At 55.6% G+C, this 21,063-nt stretch carries 20 protein-coding genes; 9 read left to right on the top strand and 11 right to left on the bottom strand.

From position 1 onward, the window contains the following. Window positions 1–123 precede the first annotated feature (123 nt). The 4 genes from cysK to crr all read left to right on the top strand — a co-directional run bounded on the left by cysK (window position 124) and on the right by crr (window position 4,169). Window positions 124–1,092, top strand: a complete 969-nt coding sequence (gene cysK, locus HFD95_RS09870) for a cysteine synthase A (protein WP_010671366.1) — start codon at window positions 124–126, stop codon at window positions 1,090–1,092. Window positions 1,093–1,479: 387 nt separating this feature from the next. Further along, window positions 1,480–1,737 (top strand): phosphocarrier protein Hpr, encoded by a 258-nt coding sequence (ptsH, locus tag HFD95_RS09875; protein WP_003848868.1) that lies wholly within the window; start codon window positions 1,480–1,482, stop codon window positions 1,735–1,737. Between the two features lie 161 nt (window positions 1,738–1,898). Continuing rightward, window positions 1,899–3,626, top strand: coding sequence for a phosphoenolpyruvate-protein phosphotransferase PtsI (ptsI, locus tag HFD95_RS09880; RefSeq protein WP_010259908.1), 1,728 nt, complete (start codon window positions 1,899–1,901; stop codon window positions 3,624–3,626). Between the two features lie 42 nt (window positions 3,627–3,668). Further along, window positions 3,669–4,169: a PTS glucose transporter subunit IIA gene (crr, locus tag HFD95_RS09885; RefSeq protein WP_010259911.1), complete on the top strand. Its 501-nt coding sequence runs from the start codon at window positions 3,669–3,671 to the stop codon at window positions 4,167–4,169. 61 nt (window positions 4,170–4,230) lie between these two features. Here crr and HFD95_RS09890 read toward each other — a convergent pair whose 3' ends face one another. The 10 genes from HFD95_RS09890 to HFD95_RS09935 all read right to left on the bottom strand — a co-directional run bounded on the left by HFD95_RS09890 (window position 4,231) and on the right by HFD95_RS09935 (window position 13,004). Continuing rightward, window positions 4,231–5,571 carry an ATP-binding protein gene (locus tag HFD95_RS09890; protein ID WP_010259915.1) on the bottom strand — a complete coding sequence of 447 codons (1,341 nt, stop codon included), beginning with the start codon at window positions 5,569–5,571 and terminating at the stop codon, window positions 4,231–4,233. Continuing rightward, complete coding sequence (locus tag HFD95_RS09895) at window positions 5,568–6,248, bottom strand: response regulator transcription factor (RefSeq protein WP_033769729.1); 681 nt, start codon at window positions 6,246–6,248, stop codon at window positions 5,568–5,570. Before HFD95_RS09895 ends, HFD95_RS09890 begins: the two co-directional genes overlap by 4 nt. 168 nt (window positions 6,249–6,416) lie before the next feature. Beyond that, window positions 6,417–7,301, bottom strand: coding sequence for a cysteine synthase CysM (gene cysM, locus HFD95_RS09900; RefSeq protein WP_033788113.1), 885 nt, complete (start codon window positions 7,299–7,301; stop codon window positions 6,417–6,419). A gap of 81 nt (window positions 7,302–7,382) precedes the next feature. Next, a complete protein-coding gene (gene cysA, locus HFD95_RS09905; protein ID WP_033758582.1) occupies window positions 7,383–8,471 on the bottom strand; it encodes a sulfate/thiosulfate ABC transporter ATP-binding protein CysA in 1,089 nt (362 codons plus the stop codon). Beyond that, entirely contained in the window at window positions 8,461–9,336 is an 876-nt protein-coding gene (gene cysW / locus HFD95_RS09910; RefSeq protein WP_010259929.1) for a sulfate/thiosulfate ABC transporter permease CysW, read from the bottom strand. Before cysW ends, cysA begins: the two co-directional genes overlap by 11 nt. After that, window positions 9,336–10,169: a sulfate/thiosulfate ABC transporter permease CysT gene (gene cysT, locus HFD95_RS09915; protein ID WP_167430180.1), complete on the bottom strand. Its 834-nt coding sequence runs from the start codon at window positions 10,167–10,169 to the stop codon at window positions 9,336–9,338. The genes cysW and cysT overlap by 1 nt, the downstream gene beginning before the upstream one ends. Beyond that, window positions 10,169–11,185, bottom strand: a complete 1,017-nt coding sequence (locus HFD95_RS09920) for a sulfate ABC transporter substrate-binding protein (RefSeq protein ID WP_167430181.1) — start codon at window positions 11,183–11,185, stop codon at window positions 10,169–10,171. Before HFD95_RS09920 ends, cysT begins: the two co-directional genes overlap by 1 nt. Window positions 11,186–11,438: 253 nt before the next feature. Next, a complete protein-coding gene (locus HFD95_RS09925; RefSeq protein ID WP_124890188.1) occupies window positions 11,439–12,056 on the bottom strand; it encodes an RpoE-regulated lipoprotein in 618 nt (205 codons plus the stop codon). Window positions 12,057–12,121: 65 nt separating this feature from the next. Next, complete coding sequence (locus HFD95_RS09930) at window positions 12,122–12,589, bottom strand: DUF2919 family protein (RefSeq protein ID WP_010259942.1); 468 nt, start codon at window positions 12,587–12,589, stop codon at window positions 12,122–12,124. Beyond that, window positions 12,579–13,004, bottom strand: coding sequence for a GNAT family acetyltransferase (locus HFD95_RS09935; protein ID WP_003848834.1), 426 nt, complete (start codon window positions 13,002–13,004; stop codon window positions 12,579–12,581). Before HFD95_RS09935 ends, HFD95_RS09930 begins: the two co-directional genes overlap by 11 nt. A 207-nt stretch (window positions 13,005–13,211) precedes the next feature. Here HFD95_RS09935 and amiA point away from each other — a divergent pair, with 207 nt between their 5' ends. The 5 genes from amiA to ampH all read left to right on the top strand — a co-directional run bounded on the left by amiA (window position 13,212) and on the right by ampH (window position 19,850). Next, window positions 13,212–14,060: an N-acetylmuramoyl-L-alanine amidase AmiA gene (gene amiA, locus HFD95_RS09940; RefSeq protein WP_010259947.1), complete on the top strand. Its 849-nt coding sequence runs from the start codon at window positions 13,212–13,214 to the stop codon at window positions 14,058–14,060. 100 nt (window positions 14,061–14,160) lie between these two features. Beyond that, window positions 14,161–15,075 (top strand): oxygen-dependent coproporphyrinogen oxidase, encoded by a 915-nt coding sequence (hemF, locus tag HFD95_RS09945; RefSeq protein WP_167430182.1) that lies wholly within the window; start codon window positions 14,161–14,163, stop codon window positions 15,073–15,075. Between the two features lie 346 nt (window positions 15,076–15,421). After that, window positions 15,422–16,372 (top strand): transaldolase, encoded by a 951-nt coding sequence (gene tal / locus HFD95_RS09950; RefSeq protein ID WP_010259954.1) that lies wholly within the window; start codon window positions 15,422–15,424, stop codon window positions 16,370–16,372. Between the two features lie 57 nt (window positions 16,373–16,429). Further along, window positions 16,430–18,430: a transketolase gene (gene tkt / locus HFD95_RS09955; protein WP_167430183.1), complete on the top strand. Its 2,001-nt coding sequence runs from the start codon at window positions 16,430–16,432 to the stop codon at window positions 18,428–18,430. 256 nt (window positions 18,431–18,686) lie between these two features. After that, window positions 18,687–19,850, top strand: a complete 1,164-nt coding sequence (gene ampH / locus HFD95_RS09960; RefSeq protein WP_010259962.1) for a D-alanyl-D-alanine-carboxypeptidase/endopeptidase AmpH — start codon at window positions 18,687–18,689, stop codon at window positions 19,848–19,850. Here the strand turns inward: ampH and HFD95_RS09965 are convergent. After that, on the bottom strand, window positions 19,847–20,920 hold the full coding sequence (locus HFD95_RS09965; RefSeq protein WP_167430184.1) for a DUF1176 domain-containing protein: 1,074 nt from the start codon (window positions 20,918–20,920) through the stop codon (window positions 19,847–19,849). The two genes, ampH and HFD95_RS09965, sit on opposite strands and share 4 nt — an antisense overlap. Window positions 20,921–21,063: the final 143 nt, after the last annotated feature.

Consider the following 21,063-nt stretch of genomic DNA (forward strand, 5'->3'; position numbering starts at 1 on the left):
TGCTCTTTTTAGCAGGGCTTATTGCCGGGCGACATATAGATATACGATTTCTTTCCTTCCGCCACCAGGCAGAAAAGGTATGCTCATAGGGTTCCCAATAATTCATACAGTTAAGGACAGGCTATGAGTAAGATCTATGAAGACAACTCTTTGACAATTGGTCATACGCCATTGGTTCGACTGAACCGCATCGGTAACGGCCGCATCCTTGCGAAAGTTGAATCCCGTAACCCGAGCTTCAGCGTAAAATGCCGTATCGGTGCCAATATGATTTGGGACGCAGAAAAACGCGGTATTCTGAAACCGGGTGTTGAACTGGTTGAACCGACCAGCGGCAACACCGGTATTGCTCTGGCCTATGTCGCCGCAGCGCGCGGTTATAAATTAACGCTGACGATGCCAGAAACCATGTCAGTGGAGCGCCGTAAGTTGCTGAAGGCGCTGGGCGCGACGCTGATATTGACCGAAGGCACCAAAGGCATGAAAGGTGCCATCAGTAAAGCTGAAGAGGTTGTTGCCAGCAATCCGGATAAATATGTGCTGCTGCAGCAGTTCAGCAACCCGGCCAACCCGGAAATCCATGAAAAGACCACCGGCCCGGAAATCTGGGAAGACACGGACGGCGAAGTGGATGTCTTTATTGCCGGTGTCGGCACCGGCGGTACGCTGACCGGCGTGAGCCGCTACATCAAAAACACCAAAGGCAAAAAAGATCTGATTACCGTCGCGGTTGAGCCGACCGATTCCCCGGTGATTGCTCAGGCGCTGGCGGGCGATGAGATCAAGCCCGGCCCACACAAAATTCAGGGTATCGGCGCAGGCTTTATCCCGGGCAACCTTGAGCTGAATCTGGTGGACCGCGTCGTGGCCATCACCAATGAAGAAGCGATCAGTACGGCGCGTCGGCTGATGGAAGAGGAAGGTATTCTGGCCGGTATCTCATCCGGTGCTGCCGTTGCCGCGGCGCTGAAGCTGCAGGAAGATGAAGCCTTCGCCAACAAAAATATTGTGGTGATCCTCCCCTCCTCCGGTGAACGCTATCTGAGTACTGCCCTGTTTGCCGATCTCTTCACTGAAAAAGAGCTTCAGTAGCAGAGGCCGATAGTCCGAAAATGGAGAAAAAAGCACCCAATCGGGTGCTTTTTTGTGGTGCAGATCTCACTTTCATCACCCGGCAGATTGATTTCAGTGACGCCGCTCTGGTATTTAGACTGCCAATTATTTCGATGCCTGAAATTAATCCGCGTTTGAAGTGGATCAAGCTGAATCGATTTACGGATTCAGTGAAACGGCGAATCACGGCATAATTAACCGGTGACGTGTAGAATCGGTTTTGAGACGCAACGGACTGTAGATTTGACGCATGCGCGTCTTTGGTCAGCATGAAGCTATACCCGCGCACCTACACAGGCTAAAGTAAAGGCTCCAGGCTAGACTTTAGATCCATAACACTCATCCTGATAACGTTGGGGAAATAGAATGTTCCAGCAAGAAGTTACCATTACTGCACCAAACGGTCTGCACACTCGCCCAGCTGCGCAATTCGTTAAAGAAGCCAAAGCTTTCCAGTCAGAAATTACCGTGACCTCTAACGGTAAATCAGCGAGCGCGAAGAGCCTGTTCAAGCTGCAGACACTGGGTTTAACCCAGGGAACGGTTGTGACCCTTTCCGCGGAAGGTGAAGACGAGCAGAAAGCAGTTGAGCATCTGGTCAAACTGATGGCTGAACTGGAGTAATCTCCGCTCAGCTCTCCAGCAAATCGACTCCTCTGCGCCATTGAGTGCAAACATCTTGATCGCGGACAACCTGTCCGCGTTATTGCTTTCGTAGAGTACGTGTCCCGCGACAATGGCACCGCACAGAGTCCCATCAGCCATCGTGATTAAAAGGTAGCGTTATGATTTCAGGCATTTTAGCATCACCAGGTATCGCTTTCGGCAAAGCACTGCTGCTGAAAGAAGACGAGATCGTCATCAACCGCAAGAAAATTTCTGATGACCAGGTTGAGCAGGAAGTTCAGCGCTTCCTCGATGGCCGCAGCAAAGCGGCATTACAACTGGAAGCGATTCGCGTCAAAGCGGGTGAAACCCTCGGTGAAGAGAAAGCAGCAATCTTCGAAGGCCACATTATGTTGCTGGAAGATGAAGAGCTGGAGCAGGAAATCATCGACCTGATCAAAAAAGATCACGCTTCTGCCGATGCTGCTGCTTACTCGGTCATCGATGGCCAGGCGAAAGCACTGGAGGAGTTAGATGACGAATATCTGAAAGAGCGTGCGGCTGACGTACGTGACATCGGTAAGCGTCTGCTGCAAAACATCCTCGGTCTGCATATCGTTGACCTGAGCGCTATTCCGGACGAATCCATTCTGGTGGCAAAAGATTTAACGCCGTCAGAAACCGCACAGCTGAACCTGAAGAAGGTGCTGGGCTTTATCACCGATCTGGGTGGCCGTACCTCACATACCTCAATCATGGCGCGCTCGCTGGAGATCCCAGCCATTGTCGGTACCGGCAATGTGACCGTCACGGTGAAAAATGGCGATTTCCTGATTCTGGATGGCGTTAACAATGCGATTCACGTCAATCCTTCAGAAGCGATTCAGGAAGAGCTGAAAGCCGTACAGAACCAGTATCTGTCGGAAAAACATGAATTAGCTAAGCTGAAAGATCTGCCAGCCGTTACGCTGGATGGTCATCAGGTTGAAGTCTGCGCCAACATCGGTACTGTGCGCGATATCGCCGGTGCTGAACGTAACGGCGCTGAAGGCGTGGGTCTCTACCGCACCGAATTCCTGTTTATGGATCGTGACTCACTGCCAAGCGAAGAAGAGCAGTTCCAGGCGTATAAAGCCGTCGCTGAAGCTATGGGTTCACAGGCCGTTATCGTGCGTACCATGGACATCGGCGGCGACAAAGACCTGCCTTACATGAACCTGCCAAAAGAAGAGAACCCGTTCCTCGGCTGGCGCGCTATCCGTATCGCCATGGACCGCAAAGAGATTCTGCATGCGCAGCTGCGTGCCATCCTGCGCGCCTCCTCTTTCGGTAAACTGCGCATCATGTTCCCGATGATTATTTCGGTTGAAGAAGTACGCAGCCTGAAAGCGGAACTGGAACTGCTGAAAGCGCAGTTGCGTGAAGAAGGTAAAGCCTTTGATGAGAGCATTGAAGTCGGCATCATGGTGGAAACCCCGGCTTCAGCCGTGATTGCTCATCATCTGGCGAAGGAAGTCGACTTCTTCAGTATTGGGACAAACGATCTGACGCAGTATACTCTGGCGGTCGATCGTGGTAATGATTTGATCTCGCACCTGTACAACCCAATGGCGCCGTCTGTGCTTAACTTAATCAAGCAAGTCATTGATGCATCTCACGCTGAAGGTAAATGGACCGGCATGTGTGGTGAGCTGGCAGGTGATGAACGTGCTACACTACTGTTACTGGGAATGGGGCTGGACGAGTTCAGCATGAGTGCCATTTCTATCCCTGGCATCAAGAAAATCATTCGTAATACTAATTTTGAAGATGCGAAGGCATTGGCGGAGCAGGCACTGGCTCAACCGACAGCGGAAGATTTAATGAACCTGGTAAACAAGTTCATTAAGGAAAAAACGCTCTGCTAATCCGCATGATGCTGGCCCCAAATTACTGCTTAGGAGAAGATCATGGGTTTGTTTTCTAAACTTTTTGGCGAAAAAACGGATAGCGCTGGGACAATTGACATCGTAGCGCCTCTGTCAGGCGAAATCGTGAACATTGAAGACGTACCAGATGTGGTGTTTGCAGAAAAAATCGTGGGCGACGGGATTGCCATCAAGCCCAGCGGCAACAAAATGGTTGCTCCTGTTGATGGCACTATCGGTAAGATTTTTGAAACCAATCACGCTTTTTCGATCGAATCAGACAATGGCATTGAGCTGTTCGTCCACTTCGGTATCGATACGGTAGAACTGAAAGGTGAAGGCTTCAAACGCATCGCTGAAGAAGGCCAGAAGGTCAAAAAAGGCGACGTGGTTATCGAGTTTGACCTGCCGTTGCTGGAAGAGAAAGCGAAATCAACCCTGACACCGGTTGTCATCTCCAACATGGATGAAATCAAGGAATTGATTAAGCTGACTGGCCAGGTCACCGTCGGCGAAACGCCGGTGATTCGCATCAGAAAGTAAGCATTCGTTCATAACATAACGGCACCCGCGGGTGCCGTTATCGTTTCTGCTTTCTGCCTGTTCAGGGCTGCCAGTGCGGCAGACGCAGCGTCAGTTCCAGTCCGCCTTCTGGCCGGTTTCTTGCCTCAACCTCACCATGATGCGCCAGCACCACCTTGCGCACGATAGCCAGTCCCAGACCATAACCTTTGCCCATCAGCGGCGAATTCACCCGCACAAACGGGTCAAAGATGCTGGAGAGTTTATCCTCATCGACACCCGGCCCCTGATCGCGCACCTGAATCACCAGCCACTGCTGTTCTGCGCGCAGATGAACATCAATCCGCTGCCCTGGCTGAGAGAAGCGCAGCGCATTGCGTAATACATTCTCTGCTCCGCGCCGTATCAGCTCTGCATTGCCTCGCACGGTGTAATCAGCGCGATCGTCGACCTGCAACTCTACCTGCACGCCTGGGATCTGCGCTTCATAACGGACATCGGTAATAACCGCCTGCAGCAAGCCGGTCAGATCAAAATATTGCTCATCCGGGATGCTTTCATGCTCAGCCCGCGACAGTGTCAGCAGTTCACCGATCATCTTGTCCAGCCGACGCGCCTCTTCATCAATGCGATCAAGCGAACTGTTCACACTTTCTGGCGTCTGTCTGGCCAGCCCGGTCGCCAGCTGCAGTCGCGCCAGCGGTGAACGAAGCTCATGTGAGATATCATGCAACAGTTCTTCACGTGCGCGCACCAGGGTATCGAGCCGCTCGACCATAGCGTCAAAGGCTTCAGCGACGTTTGAGATCTCGTCGTGGCGCTTACGCATGATCGGAAACAGCCGCACGCTTAAATCGCCCTCAGCCACGCGGGAAAATCCTTCCCGCAGCTGACGCATAGGTCGCGTCAGATTCCAGGCCAGCAGCAGACTGAACAGCAATCCCACCGAACCGGCGAAGACAAACATCGGCTCAGGAATATTCAGAAATTTGCGCGGCATCATGTTCAGCGTGCTGTCTTTACGCATGCCATCCAGGTCGTAGCGCAGCTGATAGGCTTTGCCATCCGCGCCGCGAACCCAGCGCACCACCTCTTCAGGAAAACGCCCTCTGATATCCAGGTTGCCGCTGTTTTCTGATTGTGACGGTTTTGTCTGTTGGGTGACGTGGAAGAACTGCCGGTCGCTGTTATCCCAGTCCGATAGCATCGCATTCAGCGCATCAGGCCCGCCCCGCTCCAGCACTGACGCGGCGGAGGTCATCTGCAGATCCACAATACGACGGATAGCCACGAGTTCAGGCGGTTCATGCCGTTTACCGGAGAGCGTAAAGCCGAGCCAGATAAGCTGGCTCATAATGACGAAAACGATCCAGAAGCCGATAAAGATCTTCCAGAACATGCGTCCACGGTAACTCTGCTTCATCGAATACGGTAACCGATGCTGCGAACGGTTTCGATGTTGATGCTGTCAGCGGTTAATGCACTGAGCTTCTGACGAATGTTACTGATATGCACATCGACGCTGCGGTCATAGGCTTCACGCGGACGACCGAGTCCCTTTTCGGAGAGCTCATCTTTTGACACCACTCTGTCCGGCGCACGCAGCAGCAGATCCAGCAGATTAAATTCCGACGCCGTCAGATCAAAGGTTTTACCCTGCCATTCGCTTATGCGGGTGGCGGGATTAAGCATCAGCTCTCCCCAGCGCAGCGGCTCTCTGGCGTCTGGCTGCGGTGCCTGCTCTTCGAAACGGCGCAATACGGCGCGCAGACGCGCCACCAGCTCTCGGGGATAGCAGGGCTTGGGCATATAGTCATCCGCGCCCATCTCCAGACCGATCACGCGATCAATATTATCGCCTTTGGCGGTCAGCATAATCACCGGTATCCGGCTGTTCTGGCGCACCTGACGCAACACATCAATGCCGCTCATGTCGGGCAGCATAATGTCCAGGATCATGGCGGTGAACTCTCCCGATAACGCGCCCTGCACGCCAGCGCTGCCGGTCAGAACCAGCTGGGCATCAAACCCTTCGGTGATAAGGTACTGGCTTAACATCGTGCCTAATTCGACATCATCATCAACAAGCAAAATTTTCATGGTTATCTCTCTGGAGAATTGCCGCTATTTTGTCCTGTGCTGAACATTCGCGCAGCCTGATTTACGCGATCCTTACAGATTCAGTCTATCTGGCACTGAAAATTGGGGTTAAAAAAAGGCCTGTGGGCAGTAAATGCACGCACAGGCCTGATTCCGCATCAGCAGAGGTTACTGATGATAGAGTCCGGTAGAGAGATAACGGTCACCGCGATCGCAGGCGATCGCCACCACCACGCTGCCAGGATTGGCCTGCGCAATGCGCAGCGCACCCGCCACCGCGCCGCCTGAACTGACGCCACAGAAAATGCCTTCACGGCGTGCCAGCGCGCGCATCGTCTCTTCCGCTTCCTTTTGCGTCATATCTATCACATCATCCACCAGATCGGGACGGTAGATCCCCGGCAGATAGGCCAGCGGCCAGCGACGAATGCCTGGAATACTGCTGCCTTCGCTGGGCTGCAAACCGATCACCTGCACGCCCGTGTTGAGCTCTTTCAGATATCGTCCTACGCCGGTAATGGTGCCGGTGGTGCCCATGCTGGAGACAAAATGGGTCATGCGCTGGTTCGACTGCTGCCACAATTCCGGGCCGGTGGTCTGATAGTGACCCAGCGGATTATCGGGATTATTAAACTGGTCCAGCACCCGGCCTTCACCGCGCGCCGCCATCGCCTGCGCCAGATCGCGTGCGCCCTCCATGCCCTGTTCACGTGGCACCAGGATTAACTCTGCGCCATAGGCGCGCATCGCGTCCTGCCGCTCCTGACTCATGTTGTCGGGCATCAGCAGGCGAAGTCGGTAGCCTTTCATCGCCGCGATCATCGCCAGCGCAATCCCGGTGTTGCCGCTGGTGGCTTCAATCAGCTGATCGCCAGGTGAAATATCACCACGCAGCTCTGCCTGATTGATCATCGACCAGGCCGCGCGATCTTTTACCGAACCTGCCGGATTATTGCCTTCCAGCTTGAGCCAGACCTCGCTGCCGTTGGCGGGCGTAAGGCGCTGCAACTTAATCAGCGGGGTATTGCCGATGGTATTTTCGAGAGTCGTCACGGTGCGGTTCCTGGCATCTTACAAACCAGATGCGAAAAAAAGGCGGGAGTGTCACTCCCGCCCGGTGTTGAAGAGAAAATATCAGGCGCTTTGTGCAAAGGCAACTGCGCGCAGTGGCGTATCGCCCTTATAGAGACGCGCCTGCTGCAAGCCAACAAACAGACGCTCGCCGCGAATCGGCGCTGTCTGCTCACCTTCAAACACCACCGAGACCGGCTCGCTTTGCCAGCCTGCAGGCTGGACGACCAGCTGCCAGAAGTGTCCACGCGGGCTCACCTCCAGTACCTGTACCGGCAGCGGGGTTTCCAGACTGCTGCGGCGTGACACGTCGATTTCCCACGGACGCAGGAACAGCTCAACCGCGCCCTGGTGGGCCGAGGTATAGCCCAGCGGCCAGTGGTGCGCGCCAACGTGGAACTGTGATCCCTGAATCTCGCCATCAAAGCGGTTCACTTCACCCAGGAATTCCAGCACAAAACGGGTCGCCGGATCGCGCCACACATCATCTGGCGTGCCGACCTGTTCAATATTGCCCTGGCTCATCACCACCACGCGATCCGCCACTTCCATCGCCTCTTCCTGGTCGTGGGTGACAAACACACTGGTGAATTTCAGCTCTTCATGCAGCTGACGCAGCCAGCGGCGCAGCTCTTTACGCACCTGAGCATCCAGCGCGCCAAAGGGTTCATCCAGCAGCAGAATCTGCGGTTCAACCGCTAACGCACGCGCCAGCGCCACACGCTGTTTCTGGCCGCCCGACAGCTGTGCCGGGAAGCGATTCGCCAGATGAGCCAGCTGCACCATCTCCAGCAGACGGGTAACACGCTGTTTGATCTCCGCCGTTGAAGGACGCTCACGACGCGGCAGCACGGTCAGGCCAAAGGCGATGTTGTCGAATACCGTCATATGACGGAACAGCGCGTAGTGCTGGAAGACAAAACCGACCTGACGATCGCGAGCATGCAGGCGGCTGACATCGTTACCATGAAAACGGATTTGACCGCTGTTCTGATGCTCCAGCCCGGCAATAATGCGCAGCAGCGTGGTTTTACCCGAGCCTGATGGGCCAAGCAGCGCCACCATTTCACCCGAGGCAATATCCAGAGAGATATCGTTCAGCACCGATGTGCGACCAAAGGATTTGTTGATCTTGTTAATCTCAATGCTCATGATTTCCCTCCTGTTGCAGGCGTTTGTGCTGTTGCTCTAAACGCCACTGCACAATGCTTTTCAGAAACAGCGTCACAATTGCCATCAGGGTTAACAGGGCGGCCGCGGTGAACGCGCCAACGGTGTTGTAGTCCTGATGCAATAATTCAACCTGAAGCGGTAATGTGTAGGTCTCACCGCGAATCGATCCCGATACCACCGAGACCGCACCAAATTCACCAATCGCACGGGCGTTGGTCAGCACGATGCCATACAGCAGCGCCCAGCGAATGTTCGGCAGCGTTACGCGGCGGAACATCTGCCAGCCAGAGGCGCCCAGCAGCACCGCCGCTTCATCTTCGTGACTGCCCTGACTCAGCATCACCGGGACCAGTTCGCGCACCACAAACGGACAGGTCACAAATACCGTCGCCAGCACCATGCCAGGCCAGGCAAACATAATCTGGATGTTATGCGCATCCAGCCAGCCGCCTGCCGGGCCATTAACGCCCCAGAACAGCAGATACATCAGACCGGCCACGACCGGCGACACGGCAAAAGGAATATCAAACAGGGTCAGCAGCAACTGACGACCCGGAAAGGTAAAGCGCGTCACCAGCCAGGCGAGCAGCGTGCCGAACACCAGGTTAACCGGTACGGTGATCAGCGCCACCATCACGGTCAGCCAGATGGCGTGCAGCATGTCCGGATCCGCCAGATTGCTGAGAGCGACAATCAGCCCCTGATTCAGCGCTTCCCAGAAGATGGAGGCCATCGGCACCACCAGCAGCAGAATCGAGATTAGCGCGCCGATACTAATCAGCAGCCACTTGCCCCAGTTCACTGGCTGACGAGCAGCGTGATTAATTTGTGAAACCTCAGCCATTAGTGACCTCCCAGACGACGGCCAAAGCGGCTCTGTAATGTGTTAATCGCAAATAACAGAATCAGCGATGCCGCCAGGATTACCGAGGCGATGGCGCTGGCCGCCGGATAGTCGAACTCCTGCAGCCGGACAAAAATCATCAGCGAGGTGACTTCCGTTTTCCAGGCGATGTTACCGGCAATAAAGATCACCGCACCAAATTCACCCAGGCTGCGGGTAAAGGAGAGCGCCGTTCCGGCCAGCAGCGCCGGTGCCACTTCCGGCAACACGACGCGGCGGAAGCTCTGCCACGGCGTGGCACCCAGCGTTTCGGCCGCCTCTTCATACTCCGGGCCTAACTCTTCCAGCACCGGCTGTACGGTACGCACCACAAACGGAATGCTGGTAAAGGCCATGGCGATGGCGATACCAATCCAGGTATAGGAAATTTTGATGTCGAACTGAGCGAACCACTGTCCATACCAGCCGTTGACCGAAAAGAGTCCGGCCAGGGTCAGACCCGCCACCGCCGTAGGCAGTGCAAACGGCAGATCCATCAGGCCATCCAGCAGCGTCCGCCCCGGAAAACGGTAACGGGTCAGGATCCATGCCATCAGCATGCCGAACACCGCATTAAACAGTGAGGCGACGCCTGCAGAGAGCAGCGTTATTTTATAGGCGGCAATCAGCTGCGGATTGGTCACCACATCCCAGTACTGTTGCAGCGTCATCTGCGACAGCTGCATGATCACCGCGCTGATAGGCAGCAGCAGAATCAGACAGGTAAAGAGCAGACTGGTGCCGAGGCTGAGACCAAAGCCGGGCAACACGCGTTTCTGGCTGGCTGCAAACATTATCCGCGCCCCGCCGCTAACAACTTATCAAGCTCACCGCCGCTGACGAAGTGCGTCTTCATCACCTTATCCCAGCCGCCAAACGCCTCTTCCACCCGGAACAGGTTGGTCTGCGGGAAGCGATCTTTCTGCTCCGCCATCAGCTGTGCATTGTTCACGCGATAGTAGTAGTGAGTAATAATATTCTGCGCTTCAGGTGTATAGAGATAGTTCAGATAAGCGCTGGCCGCATCAGCGGTTTTATTGGTGGCGACGTTTTTATCCACCCATGCCACCGGAAACTCCGCCAGAATGTTGGTTTTCGGCACCACCACTTCATACTCATCTTTGCCGTACTGGTTGCGGATGTTATTCACTTCGGACTCAAAGCTAATTAATACGTCGCCCAGGCCACGCTCAGCAAAGGTCGTGGTGGCACCGCGACCACCGGTGTCGAATACTTCAACGTTTTTCAGAAATTGCGTCATAAAGGCACGGGTTTTGGCCTGATCGCCCCCGTCCGCTTTCTCCGCTGCGCCCCAGGCGGCCAGATAGGTGTAGCGGCCATTACCTGAGGTTTTCGGATTCGGGAAAATCAGCTTCACATTACTGCGGGTCAAATCTGACCAGTCGTGAATCTGTTTTGGATTCCCTTTGCGCACCAGAAACGCCATGGTGGAGTAGAAAGGCGAGCTGTTATTCGGCAGACGGCTTTTCCAGTCTGCGGCAATCAGGTTGCCTTTATCGTGCAGCACCTGCACATCCGTAACCTGATTGTATGTGACGACATCCGCGCGCAGTCCCTGCAGGATAGCCAGCGCCTGCTTCGATGAACCGGCGTGCGACATCTTAATGGTCAGTGGATCGCTGGGATGACTGGCATCCCACTGTTTAACGAAGGGAGCATTCAGGGCGACAAACAGCTCCCGCGAAACATCGTAAGAGCTATTGAGGAGTTCAGTGGCATTGGCTGCGCCGGCCAGGCTCAGCGACAACGCGATACCGCTCACGATTTTTTTCATCGCTTGTAATGTCATTTGGCACCCTGAAAAAGTTTGATGCGGATCTCACCCGCTGAGGCACCAGTTTATTTATAACTCAGTGAAAACCAGTAACGGTTTTATATATCGTTTGATGATTTCAAAGTCGAAAAAAGCATAAGACGACGGCACTGTTTATGCAGAAATCAGCAAAAGCCGATAGGTAGGAGGAACCCCGTGCCGTGCGCGCCGTCAAAGGTTTCGGGAGGCTCAGCGGCCGCCTGACGGGCGGCGCGCTGAAGACGAGGGATTAACGCTGCCAGACAATCTTGCTGATTTTCCAGCTTTTCAGCGTATCGTCCGAGGGCATTAATCCCTCCGGTCCATGCCAGTCACCCTGATAAACATAGGTCAGATGCTGACTGCCAGGCGCACGGCATGCCACGTCACGCGCATCGGTGCCGCTGGCTAAGGTGCAGTTGTCGAAGGCTTTGCTGAACTTATTACTGAAGAGATCACCCACTTTGCTGCCATCGCTGCTGGCGATTGCGCTGTCCATGACCTCAATACGTTCAACCTGCGACTGCCCGTAAATCACCAGCTTAACGTTGCCATCATCCAGCGCCTGCCAGAAAGAGACCACCTGACCGTTCTGGCTGCGCATGCCCTGACGCAGGTTATAGTCACCGTTCAGTCCGGCATTAATCGCGTCCTCTTTCATGGCGGTCGAGGCAGTTAACCCACCCACACCCTGTTCAGTCGCGGTCAGCGAGGAACCGAACCAGTTCCACGGCAGCGCCGAAGACCAGTGATACGTCAGCGGATTCCACCAGCTTGCCTGCTGGCTGCTGTCAGCGCCGGAACCCGAACTGGCACAGCCGCTCAGTACAACCGCGGCGATCAGTAGCGTGGAACGAACAGCTTTCATGAGAACTCCTGTAAATGCGATGCCGGAAAGGCGGAACTGATTGGAGTCGCAAAGCGACAAAAAGTTTAGTGAAGATGATGTTCGGGCAGAAAGCAGTCGCGACAGCGGCGGCTGGATTGCAGCCAGATCAGCGCCAGCAGGTCAAAGAGCGTCAGCAGCAATGGCAGCGGTGAGGTGAGCAGATCGCCCTGCACAAACTGCATTCCCTGCCAGAGCAGATTCACCAGCAGCGACAGCGCCAGCACGCTGCGCCAGTGCTGCCAGAGTCGCGGCAGGCGGGTGCGATACCCGGTCAGTAGCAGGCCCGCCAGCGCCGGTAAACCCAGCGCAAGACCGATCCAGAACGCCTGACGATCCGGATAGAACAGCGCCAGCAGATCGTTGCCCTGCTGCCGAGACGCACCGGCCATCACCAGCAGCAGCCAGGTCCGTGCCTGGAGTAACAGGATCAGCCAAAAAAGAAACGGCAGCCGCAGCTGCCCTCTGGCGTCATACTCGTCCGGCAGATAGCCCGGTGACGGCTTAGTATTCACGATCTTCGATCAGACGTTTACCAAACAGCAGCGCATCGACCGGCTCATAATCAAGCTTCTCATAGAACGCCACCACCTGATCATTCTCTTCGCGGATCATCAGATGCAGTTTCGGACAGCCGCGCGCGATAAGCTTCTTCTCCAGACGGTTCATCAACGCATTCGCAAAGCCGCGTCCCTGATAGTCGGGATGCACGGCCAGATAGTAAGCCGCGCCGCGATGGCCATCATAGCCGCCCATCAGTGTGCCCACGACCACGCCGCCCACTTCAGCGACCAGAAAGAGATCGGGGTCGTGATTCATTTTGCGTTCGATATCCAGCTCCGGATCGTTCCATGGCCGTAACAAATCGCAACGTTCCCATAAGGTGATCACTTCTTCAAAATCTTCCTGGCGGAAGGCGCGGATTTCCATCTTCTTTACCTGCAAATAAGCACAATTTGCTGATTATCACGCATTCTCTGCCGCACGCAACCCTCCATGACGGGCGACAAATAAAAAAGCGCAAATTTACTGTTCGCGACCTGCAATACAAAGTAATGCCCTGAAATGGTTCTGTGATCGCAGGCAGCAGCCCCTTAGGCTATAACACCGGCAAGATTCCTGTTACCGGACCCGCACATGCACCTGCTTAAACGTTTGATTCATCGCCGTCAGTTACTGCTTTCCGGGCTGGCTCTGGCCATTTTATCGCCGCGCGCGGTTCAGGCTAAAGAGCAGTCTGCGCTTACTGGTGCAAATCGTCACTCGCGCCCTGCCCCGCCCGCAAAGAACGGGAAACGTATCGTGATGATCGACCCCGGTCACGGCGGCATCGACTCTGGTGCCGTTGGCGAAGAGGGTTCAGAAGAGAAACACATCGTGCTGGAGATTGCCGGTAACGTGCAGCGTCAGCTACAGAGCCATCCGCGCATAGAAGTGCGTCTGACCCGCGACAGCGACCACTTTATTCCGCTCTATCAGCGGGTGGAGATCGCCCACCAGCACGGCGCAGATCTCTTTATGTCGATTCATGCCGACGGTTTTACCAGTCCCGATGCCAGCGGTGCCTCGGTGTTTGCGCTCTCTAATCGCGGTGCCAGCAGCTCGATGGCGCGCTATCTGTCACAGCGGGAGAACGATGCGGACAAGCTGGGTGGCGTGAAAGCGCAGCAGCAGGATCACTATCTGCAGCAGATCCTGTTCGATCTGGTGCAGACGGACACCATCAAAAACAGCCTGACGCTGGGCAAGCATGTACTGGATCAGATCCGCCCGGTTCATCATCTTCACAGCCAGCACACCGAGCAGGCGGCCTTCGCAGTACTCAAGTCACCGTCGATCCCCTCGGTGCTGGTCGAAACCTCCTTTATTACTAATCCGCGTGAAGAGCAGCTGCTCGGCACCACCGCGTTTCGTCAGAAAATCGCCTCGGCTATTGCCAGCGGCATCGTCAATTACTTTGATGAGTTTGATCGCCGCAACGCCTGATGCATGTCGTCGGTTCAGGCCGTGCGACTCGCCGCACTCATGCAAGCGGCGCGGTTTTGCGTATAATCGCTTCAGACTTTGACAAACCATAAGCGAAAAAATGGCTGATATTTCCCGCGTAAAAGCGTTCCTGCTCGCATTGCAGGATGAGATTTGTAACCAGCTGGCGGCTGAAGATGGCGGCGCAGCGTTTGCTGAAGATAGCTGGCAGCGCCCTGGCGGCGGCGGCGGTCAGAGCCGCGTGCTGCGCAACGGCGCGGTGTTTGAGCAGGCGGGCGTCAACTTTTCGCACGTGCATGGCGATCAGATGCCGGCATCCGCCACTGCACACCGGCCGGAGCTGGCGGGTCGCAGCTTTGAAGCGATGGGCGTGTCGCTGGTGATCCACCCGAACAATCCCTATGTGCCCACCAGCCACGCCAACGTGCGCTTTTTTATCGCGGAGAAACCGGGTGCCGATCCCGTCTGGTGGTTTGGTGGCGGATTTGACCTGACCCCTTTTTATGGCTTCGAAGAAGATGCGCTGCACTGGCACCAGACCGCCGCTGACCTCTGCCAGCCTTTTGGCGAGGATGTCTATCCGCGCTATAAAAAGTGGTGTGATGACTATTTCTATCTGAAGCATCGTGATGAGCAGCGCGGCATTGGCGGCCTGTTTTTTGACGATCTCAATACGCCCGACTTTGTGCAGAGCTTCAGCTTCATGCAGGCGGTTGGCCGCGGCTTTATGGATGCCTATCGGCCGATTGTGGCGCGCCGTAAAGATCACCCGTGGGGCGATCGTGAGCGTCAGTTCCAGCTCTATCGCCGTGGTCGCTATGTGGAGTTTAATCTGGTGTGGGACCGCGGCACGCTGTTTGGTCTGCAGACCGGCGGTCGCACTGAGTCGATCCTGATGTCGATGCCCCCGCTGGTGCGCTGGGAATATGATTATCAGCCCGATGCCGACTCGCCTGAAGCCGCCCTCTATCGCGATTTCCTGCCGGTGAAGAACTGGCTGAATCTGCCAGTCTGATCGTTTCTGCCGCTGCAGCGCGCGTCTCAACCCGCGCTGCGCTTACCTCTCGCCTGATCGGCCTCTTCTTTTTTACAGGGCACGGATTGCTACAGTGTGGCCTGCGTCATTCCTCCTGACTGCTATGCTTAAGGATGGAATATGGCGCACCCCACGGTTAACACCGCATGACGGCTCCTTCGCACCGCCTCGCAGCGCAACAATCAGAGAAACCGCATTTTCATCAGAAACTCTCTGTTGCAATGTTATGGGTCCGCGTTCCCGGTAGCAGAACATGCCACAGACCGGCTGCGAGGCCTGAGGTGCCCCCTGTTCGCTTTCATTTTTCTTTTCAAGGAGTTTAGAGATGAACCAGCTAGAAGCCCTAAAACAGTTCACCACCGTGGTGGCGGACAGTGGTGATATCGAATCGATTCGTAATTACCATCCGGAAGACGCCACCACCAACCCCTCACTCATTCTGAAAGCGTCCGGTCTCGAAGGGTATAAGCACCTGATGGATGACGCGATTGAGTACGCCAAAAAACAGGGCGGCAGCAAAGAGACGCAGATTATCAACGCCAGCGACAAAGTGGCGATCAACCTTGGTATGGAAATCCTGAAAAGCATACCGGGCCGTGTTTCGACCGAAGTGGATGCGCGCCTCTCCTTCGATCGTGGCATGTGTGTGACCAAAGCAGAAAAACTGATTCGGATGTATGAAGAGCACGGTATCGATCGCTCACGCGTACTGATTAAGCTGGCCTCAACCTGGGAAGGCATCCGCGCAGCGGAAGAGCTGGAGAAAAACGGCATCCAGTGCAACCTGACACTGCTCTTCTCCTTTGCTCAGGCGCGTGCCTGTGCCGAAGCGGGCGTGTTCCTGATCTCCCCGTTCGTTGGCCGCATCTACGACTGGTATAACTCGCGCAAGCCCATGGACCCCTACGTGGCGGATGAAGATCCGGGCGTGAAATCCGTGCGTCGCATCTACGATTACTACAAGAAGCACCGTTACAGCACCATCATCATGGGCGCCAGCTTCCGTAAAGTGGAGCAGATTATCGCACTGGCAGGCTGTGACCGCCTGACCCTGTCACCTAACCTGCTGGAAGAGTTGCAGAACAGTGATGCGCCGCTTGAGCGCAAACTGGAGCCTTCAACTGAAGGCTTCCACCAGCCGTCGCCGCTCTCCGAGGCGGAGTTCCGTTGGGAACATAATCAGGATCCGATGGCAGTTGAAAAACTTTCTGACGGCATCCGCCAGTTCGCGGTTGACCAGCAGAAGCTGGAAGATGTGCTCGCCGCACGCCTGTAGTCTTTATTTTAGTCGGGCGGGACTTTCCCGCCCTGATGCATAACAAGGGAGAACTTTATGTCCTCACGCAGAGAGTTGGCAAACGCGATTCGTGCACTGAGCATGGATGCGGTACAGAAGGCAAATTCAGGCCACCCCGGTGCGCCAATGGGAATGGCCGATATCGCCGAAGTGTTGTGGCGCGACTTCCTCCAGCATAATCCGACCAATCCCGCCTGGCTTGATCGCGACCGCTTTATCCTCTCCAACGGCCACGGCTCGATGCTGCTTTATAGCCTGCTGCACCTGAGCGGTTATGACCTGCCGATTGAAGAGCTGAAAAATTTCCGTCAGCTGCACTCTAAAACGCCAGGTCACCCGGAAATCGGCTACACCCCAGGCGTTGAAACCACCACTGGCCCGCTGGGTCAGGGACTGGCTAACGCCGTGGGCTTAGCCATTGCAGAACGCACGCTGGCCGCGCAGTTTAACCGTCCGGATCATGAGATTGTCGATCACCACACCTATGTGTTTATGGGCGATGGCTGTCTGATGGAAGGCATATCGCACGAAGTCTGTTCACTGGCGGGGACCCTGGGTCTCGGCAAACTGATCGGCTTCTATGACCATAACGGTATCTCGATCGATGGCGAGACCGAAGGCTGGTTTACTGACGACACCCATAAACGCTTTGAGTCCTACAACTGGCATGTGATTGGCGACATTGACGGCCATGACGCTGATGCCATTCGTGAGGCGATCAAAGAGGCGCAGAGCGTCACCGATAAGCCTTCACTGATTATCTGCCGCACCATTATCGGTTTCGGTTCGCCGAACAAAGCCGGTAAAGAGGAGTCGCACGGCGCGGCGCTGGGTGAGGCAGAAGTTGCCCTGACCCGCAAACAGCTCGGCTGGAACTATCCGGCGTTTGAGATCCCGGCTGAAATCTACCAGCAGTGGGATGACAAAGCGGCGGGTGCTGAACGTGAAAAAGCCTGGGATGCAAAATTTGCGGCTTACAAAGAAGCCCATCCAGAGCTGGCGAAAGAGTATGAGCGCCGGATGAATGGCGAAATGCCCGCCAACTGGGAAACCGAAGCGACCCGGTTCATTCAGGAGTTGCAGGCTAACCCGCAGAAAATCGCCAGCCGTAAAGCGTCACAAAACTCGCTGGAAGCCTACGGCAAAATGCTGCCGGAGTTCCTCGGCGGTTCTGCTGACCTGGCACCGAGTAACCTCACCATCTGGTCAGGTTCTAAATCGATCAAAGAGGATCCGGCCGGTAACTATATTCACTACGGCGTGCGTGAATTTGGTATGACGGCGATTGGTAACGGTATCGCGCACCATGGCGGTTTCGTTCCCTACACCGCAACCTTCCTGATGTTTGTTGAATATGCGCGTAACGCCGCGCGTATGGCTGCGCTGATGAAGGCACGACAGATTCTGGTCTACACCCATGACTCCATCGGTCTGGGCGAAGATGGCCCGACGCACCAGCCGGTAGAGCAGATCGCCAGCCTGCGTCTGACGCCAAATATGAGCGTATGGCGTCCGTGCGATCAGGTCGAAACGGCTGTAGCGTGGAAAGCCGCCGTCGAACGTCATCACGGTCCGACAGCGCTGATCCTCTCGCGTCAGAATCTGCTGCAGCCGGAACGTACCCCGGAGCAGATCGAAAACATCAAACGCGGCGGCTACGTGCTGAAGGATTGCGACGGCATACCAGAAGTGATTCTGATCGCGACCGGTTCAGAGATTGAGATCACCCTGGGTGCAGCGGATAAGCTCACTTCAGGCGGTCACAAGGTTCGGGTGGTTTCACTACCTTCTACTGACCTGTTTGATGCGCAGGATGCCGCTTACCGCGAATCCGTACTGCCGAGCGGCGTGAAAGCGCGTGTGGCGGTAGAAGCGGGTATTGCTGACTACTGGTTCAAGTATGTCGGTCTGGACGGTGCGATTGTCGGTATGACCACCTTTGGTGAATCCGCCCCGGCCAGTCAGCTGTTCCCGGAGTTTGGCTTCACGGTTGAGAATATCGTCAGCCACGCTGAAGCATTACTCAAGCCAGTTTAATGCTTATGCCCTTCCCGGCTCACCGGGAAGGGCCATTTCCACTTATAGCCTGATACATAAAAAAAACTCCATTCCCCTCTTCCCGCCCTGCGCAAACTCATTACTATAGAGCCGTCATACTTAATGCTGCCTGTGCGCTGGCTGTCCGTCTGTTCCTGCTGTTGTTCTGCCGGGATAACGCGGTTCTGTCCTGATGCATCCCGATGAGTGAAGGCAGATTTCCTCCGATTTTATAGCGAAGCCACTTCCGTTGAACATGCGCACACCCTATTTACTGGCCCTGATGGTTTCACTGCTTCCATTAAAAAGCATGGCGCAGGTCGCGCCCGATCCACTGCTGGCCTCTCAGATTGTTGATCGCTATGCGGAACATATCTTTTACGGCAGCGGTGCAACCGGCATGGCACTGGTGGCGATTGATGGTAATCAGCGGGTGTTCGCCAGCTTTGGTGAAACCCGTCCCGGCAACAATGTCCGTCCGCAGAAAGATTCGCTGATTCGCATCGCCTCGCTGAGTAAGCTGATGACCAGTGAAGTGATGGTGAAGCTGGCTGAGCGCGGACAGATCCGCCTCGACGATCCCCTGAGTAAATATGCGCCGCCGGGTTCACGCGTGCCCACCTACAATGGTCAGCCCATTCGCCTGATCAATCTCTCGACCCACACCAGCGGACTGCCTCGCGAACAGCCAGGCGGCAAAGCGCAGCGTCCGGTATTTGTCTGGCCGACCCGTGGTGAACGCTGGGCGTGGCTGTCGCGCGCTAACCTCAAAGCGGCGCCAGGCAGCAGTGCCGCCTACTCCAACCTGGGCTACGATCTGCTGGGTGATGCGCTGTCGCGCGCCACCGGCAAACCCTATCCGGCACTGTTTCAGCAGCTGATTACCCGACCGCTCGGCATGAAGGACACGACGTTTACGCCGTCGCCTGAGCAGTGCGGACGCCTGATGGTGGCGGAAAAAGGGGCCAGTCCGTGCAATAACACCCTGGCGGCGATTGGCAGCGGCGGTGTTTACTCCACGCCGGATGATATGGGCCGCTGGATGCAGCAGTTCCTTAACTCTTCGGTTAACCACCGCACGCCGCAGATCGATCGACTGCAAACGCTGATCTATCGTCGCGATCAGCTGAGCAAGGTAGAAGGCATGGATGTGCCAGGCAAAGCGGATGCGCTGGGGATGGGCTGGGTCTTTATGGGGCCGAAAAATGGTCGCCCTGGCATTATTCAGAAAACCGGCGGCGGCGGCGGTTTCATCACCTATATGGCGATGGTGCCGCAGCATAACGTAGGGGTATTTGTGGTGGTGACACGCTCGCCGCTGACCCGCTTTACGCCAATGAGCGACGGCGTGAATAATATGCTGGCCGAACTGGTCGGTAATCAGCTTGGCTCGCCGATGATGGTGCAGGCGATTCGTTAACGCTGCTGTACGCCACCGTCAGACTGGCTGACCCACAGGGTTGGCCAGTCATCACTGCTGTGCCAGGCGTCACAGGTCGACTCTTCCGCATACTCCGCTAACACAAAACGCGTGCCATCAAACTGCCAGCGTGTGGCACTGCCGCAGTCACCCAATCCACGTCCTTTACCAAAGGTGTAGAGCTGGCCGCTGGCCGCATCATATTCGGCGTTAATCAGCTCAAGCTGTCGATCACTGGCACCTGGTGGGGTAAACGGCAGAGTTAAGGTGATGCCGCGCGCGACATACGGCTGGCTGCGCGTCACTTCAAACGCCAGATCGATCACGTTATAAGCCCCCATTTCACAACTCACCAGCAGCAGCGCGCGCTGATCGGTGAGTGGCGCCACGCTGACTTCACGGCGCAGTGGATCGAGTGAGCAGGAGTCGGTATTGACCCGCCAGGTGCCGTAATCAATTAATCCGCTGGTCTCATCGCGCGTCAATGCCGCGGGTGGCTCGACAGCAGGCGGCAAGGGCGGCAGCGCAGGCGGTGGTGGGACATCCCAGCTGGCGCGATCGCCACGTTTGACCCATGCGCTCATGCTGTTGACCCGCCCCTGGGTGTCATCCATCAGCAACAGCGCGGCCTTCATGCAGCGCAGGGAGATCAGCGCATTGGGATCGAAAGTGAGCTGAAGGGTTTTCGCCTCCATCACCAGATCAAGAAACTCATCAATTGCGATGGCATTGCTGGTGGCGAGATGATGCGGTTCAACCGTCCAGTGTTTGAGGTCGGGTTTCAGACGGCGCTGATCTAGTAGCAGGTTGTCCTGAAGCGAACCGCCAGGCAGCGCGCCACTGTAGGCACTGCCGTAGTCGATTCGCAGCAAGGGGCGATCGTTGACGCCCGCATGCCGCGAAATCGTCATCACTAACCCTTTGTCGCCCGGAATATTGCGCGCCACGCAAAAGGCTTCATTGTTGCAGGTGATTTGCCAGTCGTTGAATGACTTTTGCAACGGTTCCGCCTGAACACAGGCAACCCACAGAGACGGCAACAGCCACAGCGATTTCATCCAATACGACATTAAGAAAATCGATCCCCGAATACCCAGAGTGGAGAGGATAGCGCATCAACGGCCCTGCCAGGGTTCCCATTCTGTGAACCTGTGCAAAAAGCGCAGTTAACTGCTTAAAAAGCGTGCATGGAAAGTGGATGATGTTTCACTAT

This window comes from Pantoea sp. EKM10T, from assembly GCF_011800685.1.
Taxonomy (GTDB): Bacteria; Pseudomonadota; Gammaproteobacteria; order Enterobacterales; family Enterobacteriaceae; genus Pantoea; species Pantoea agglomerans.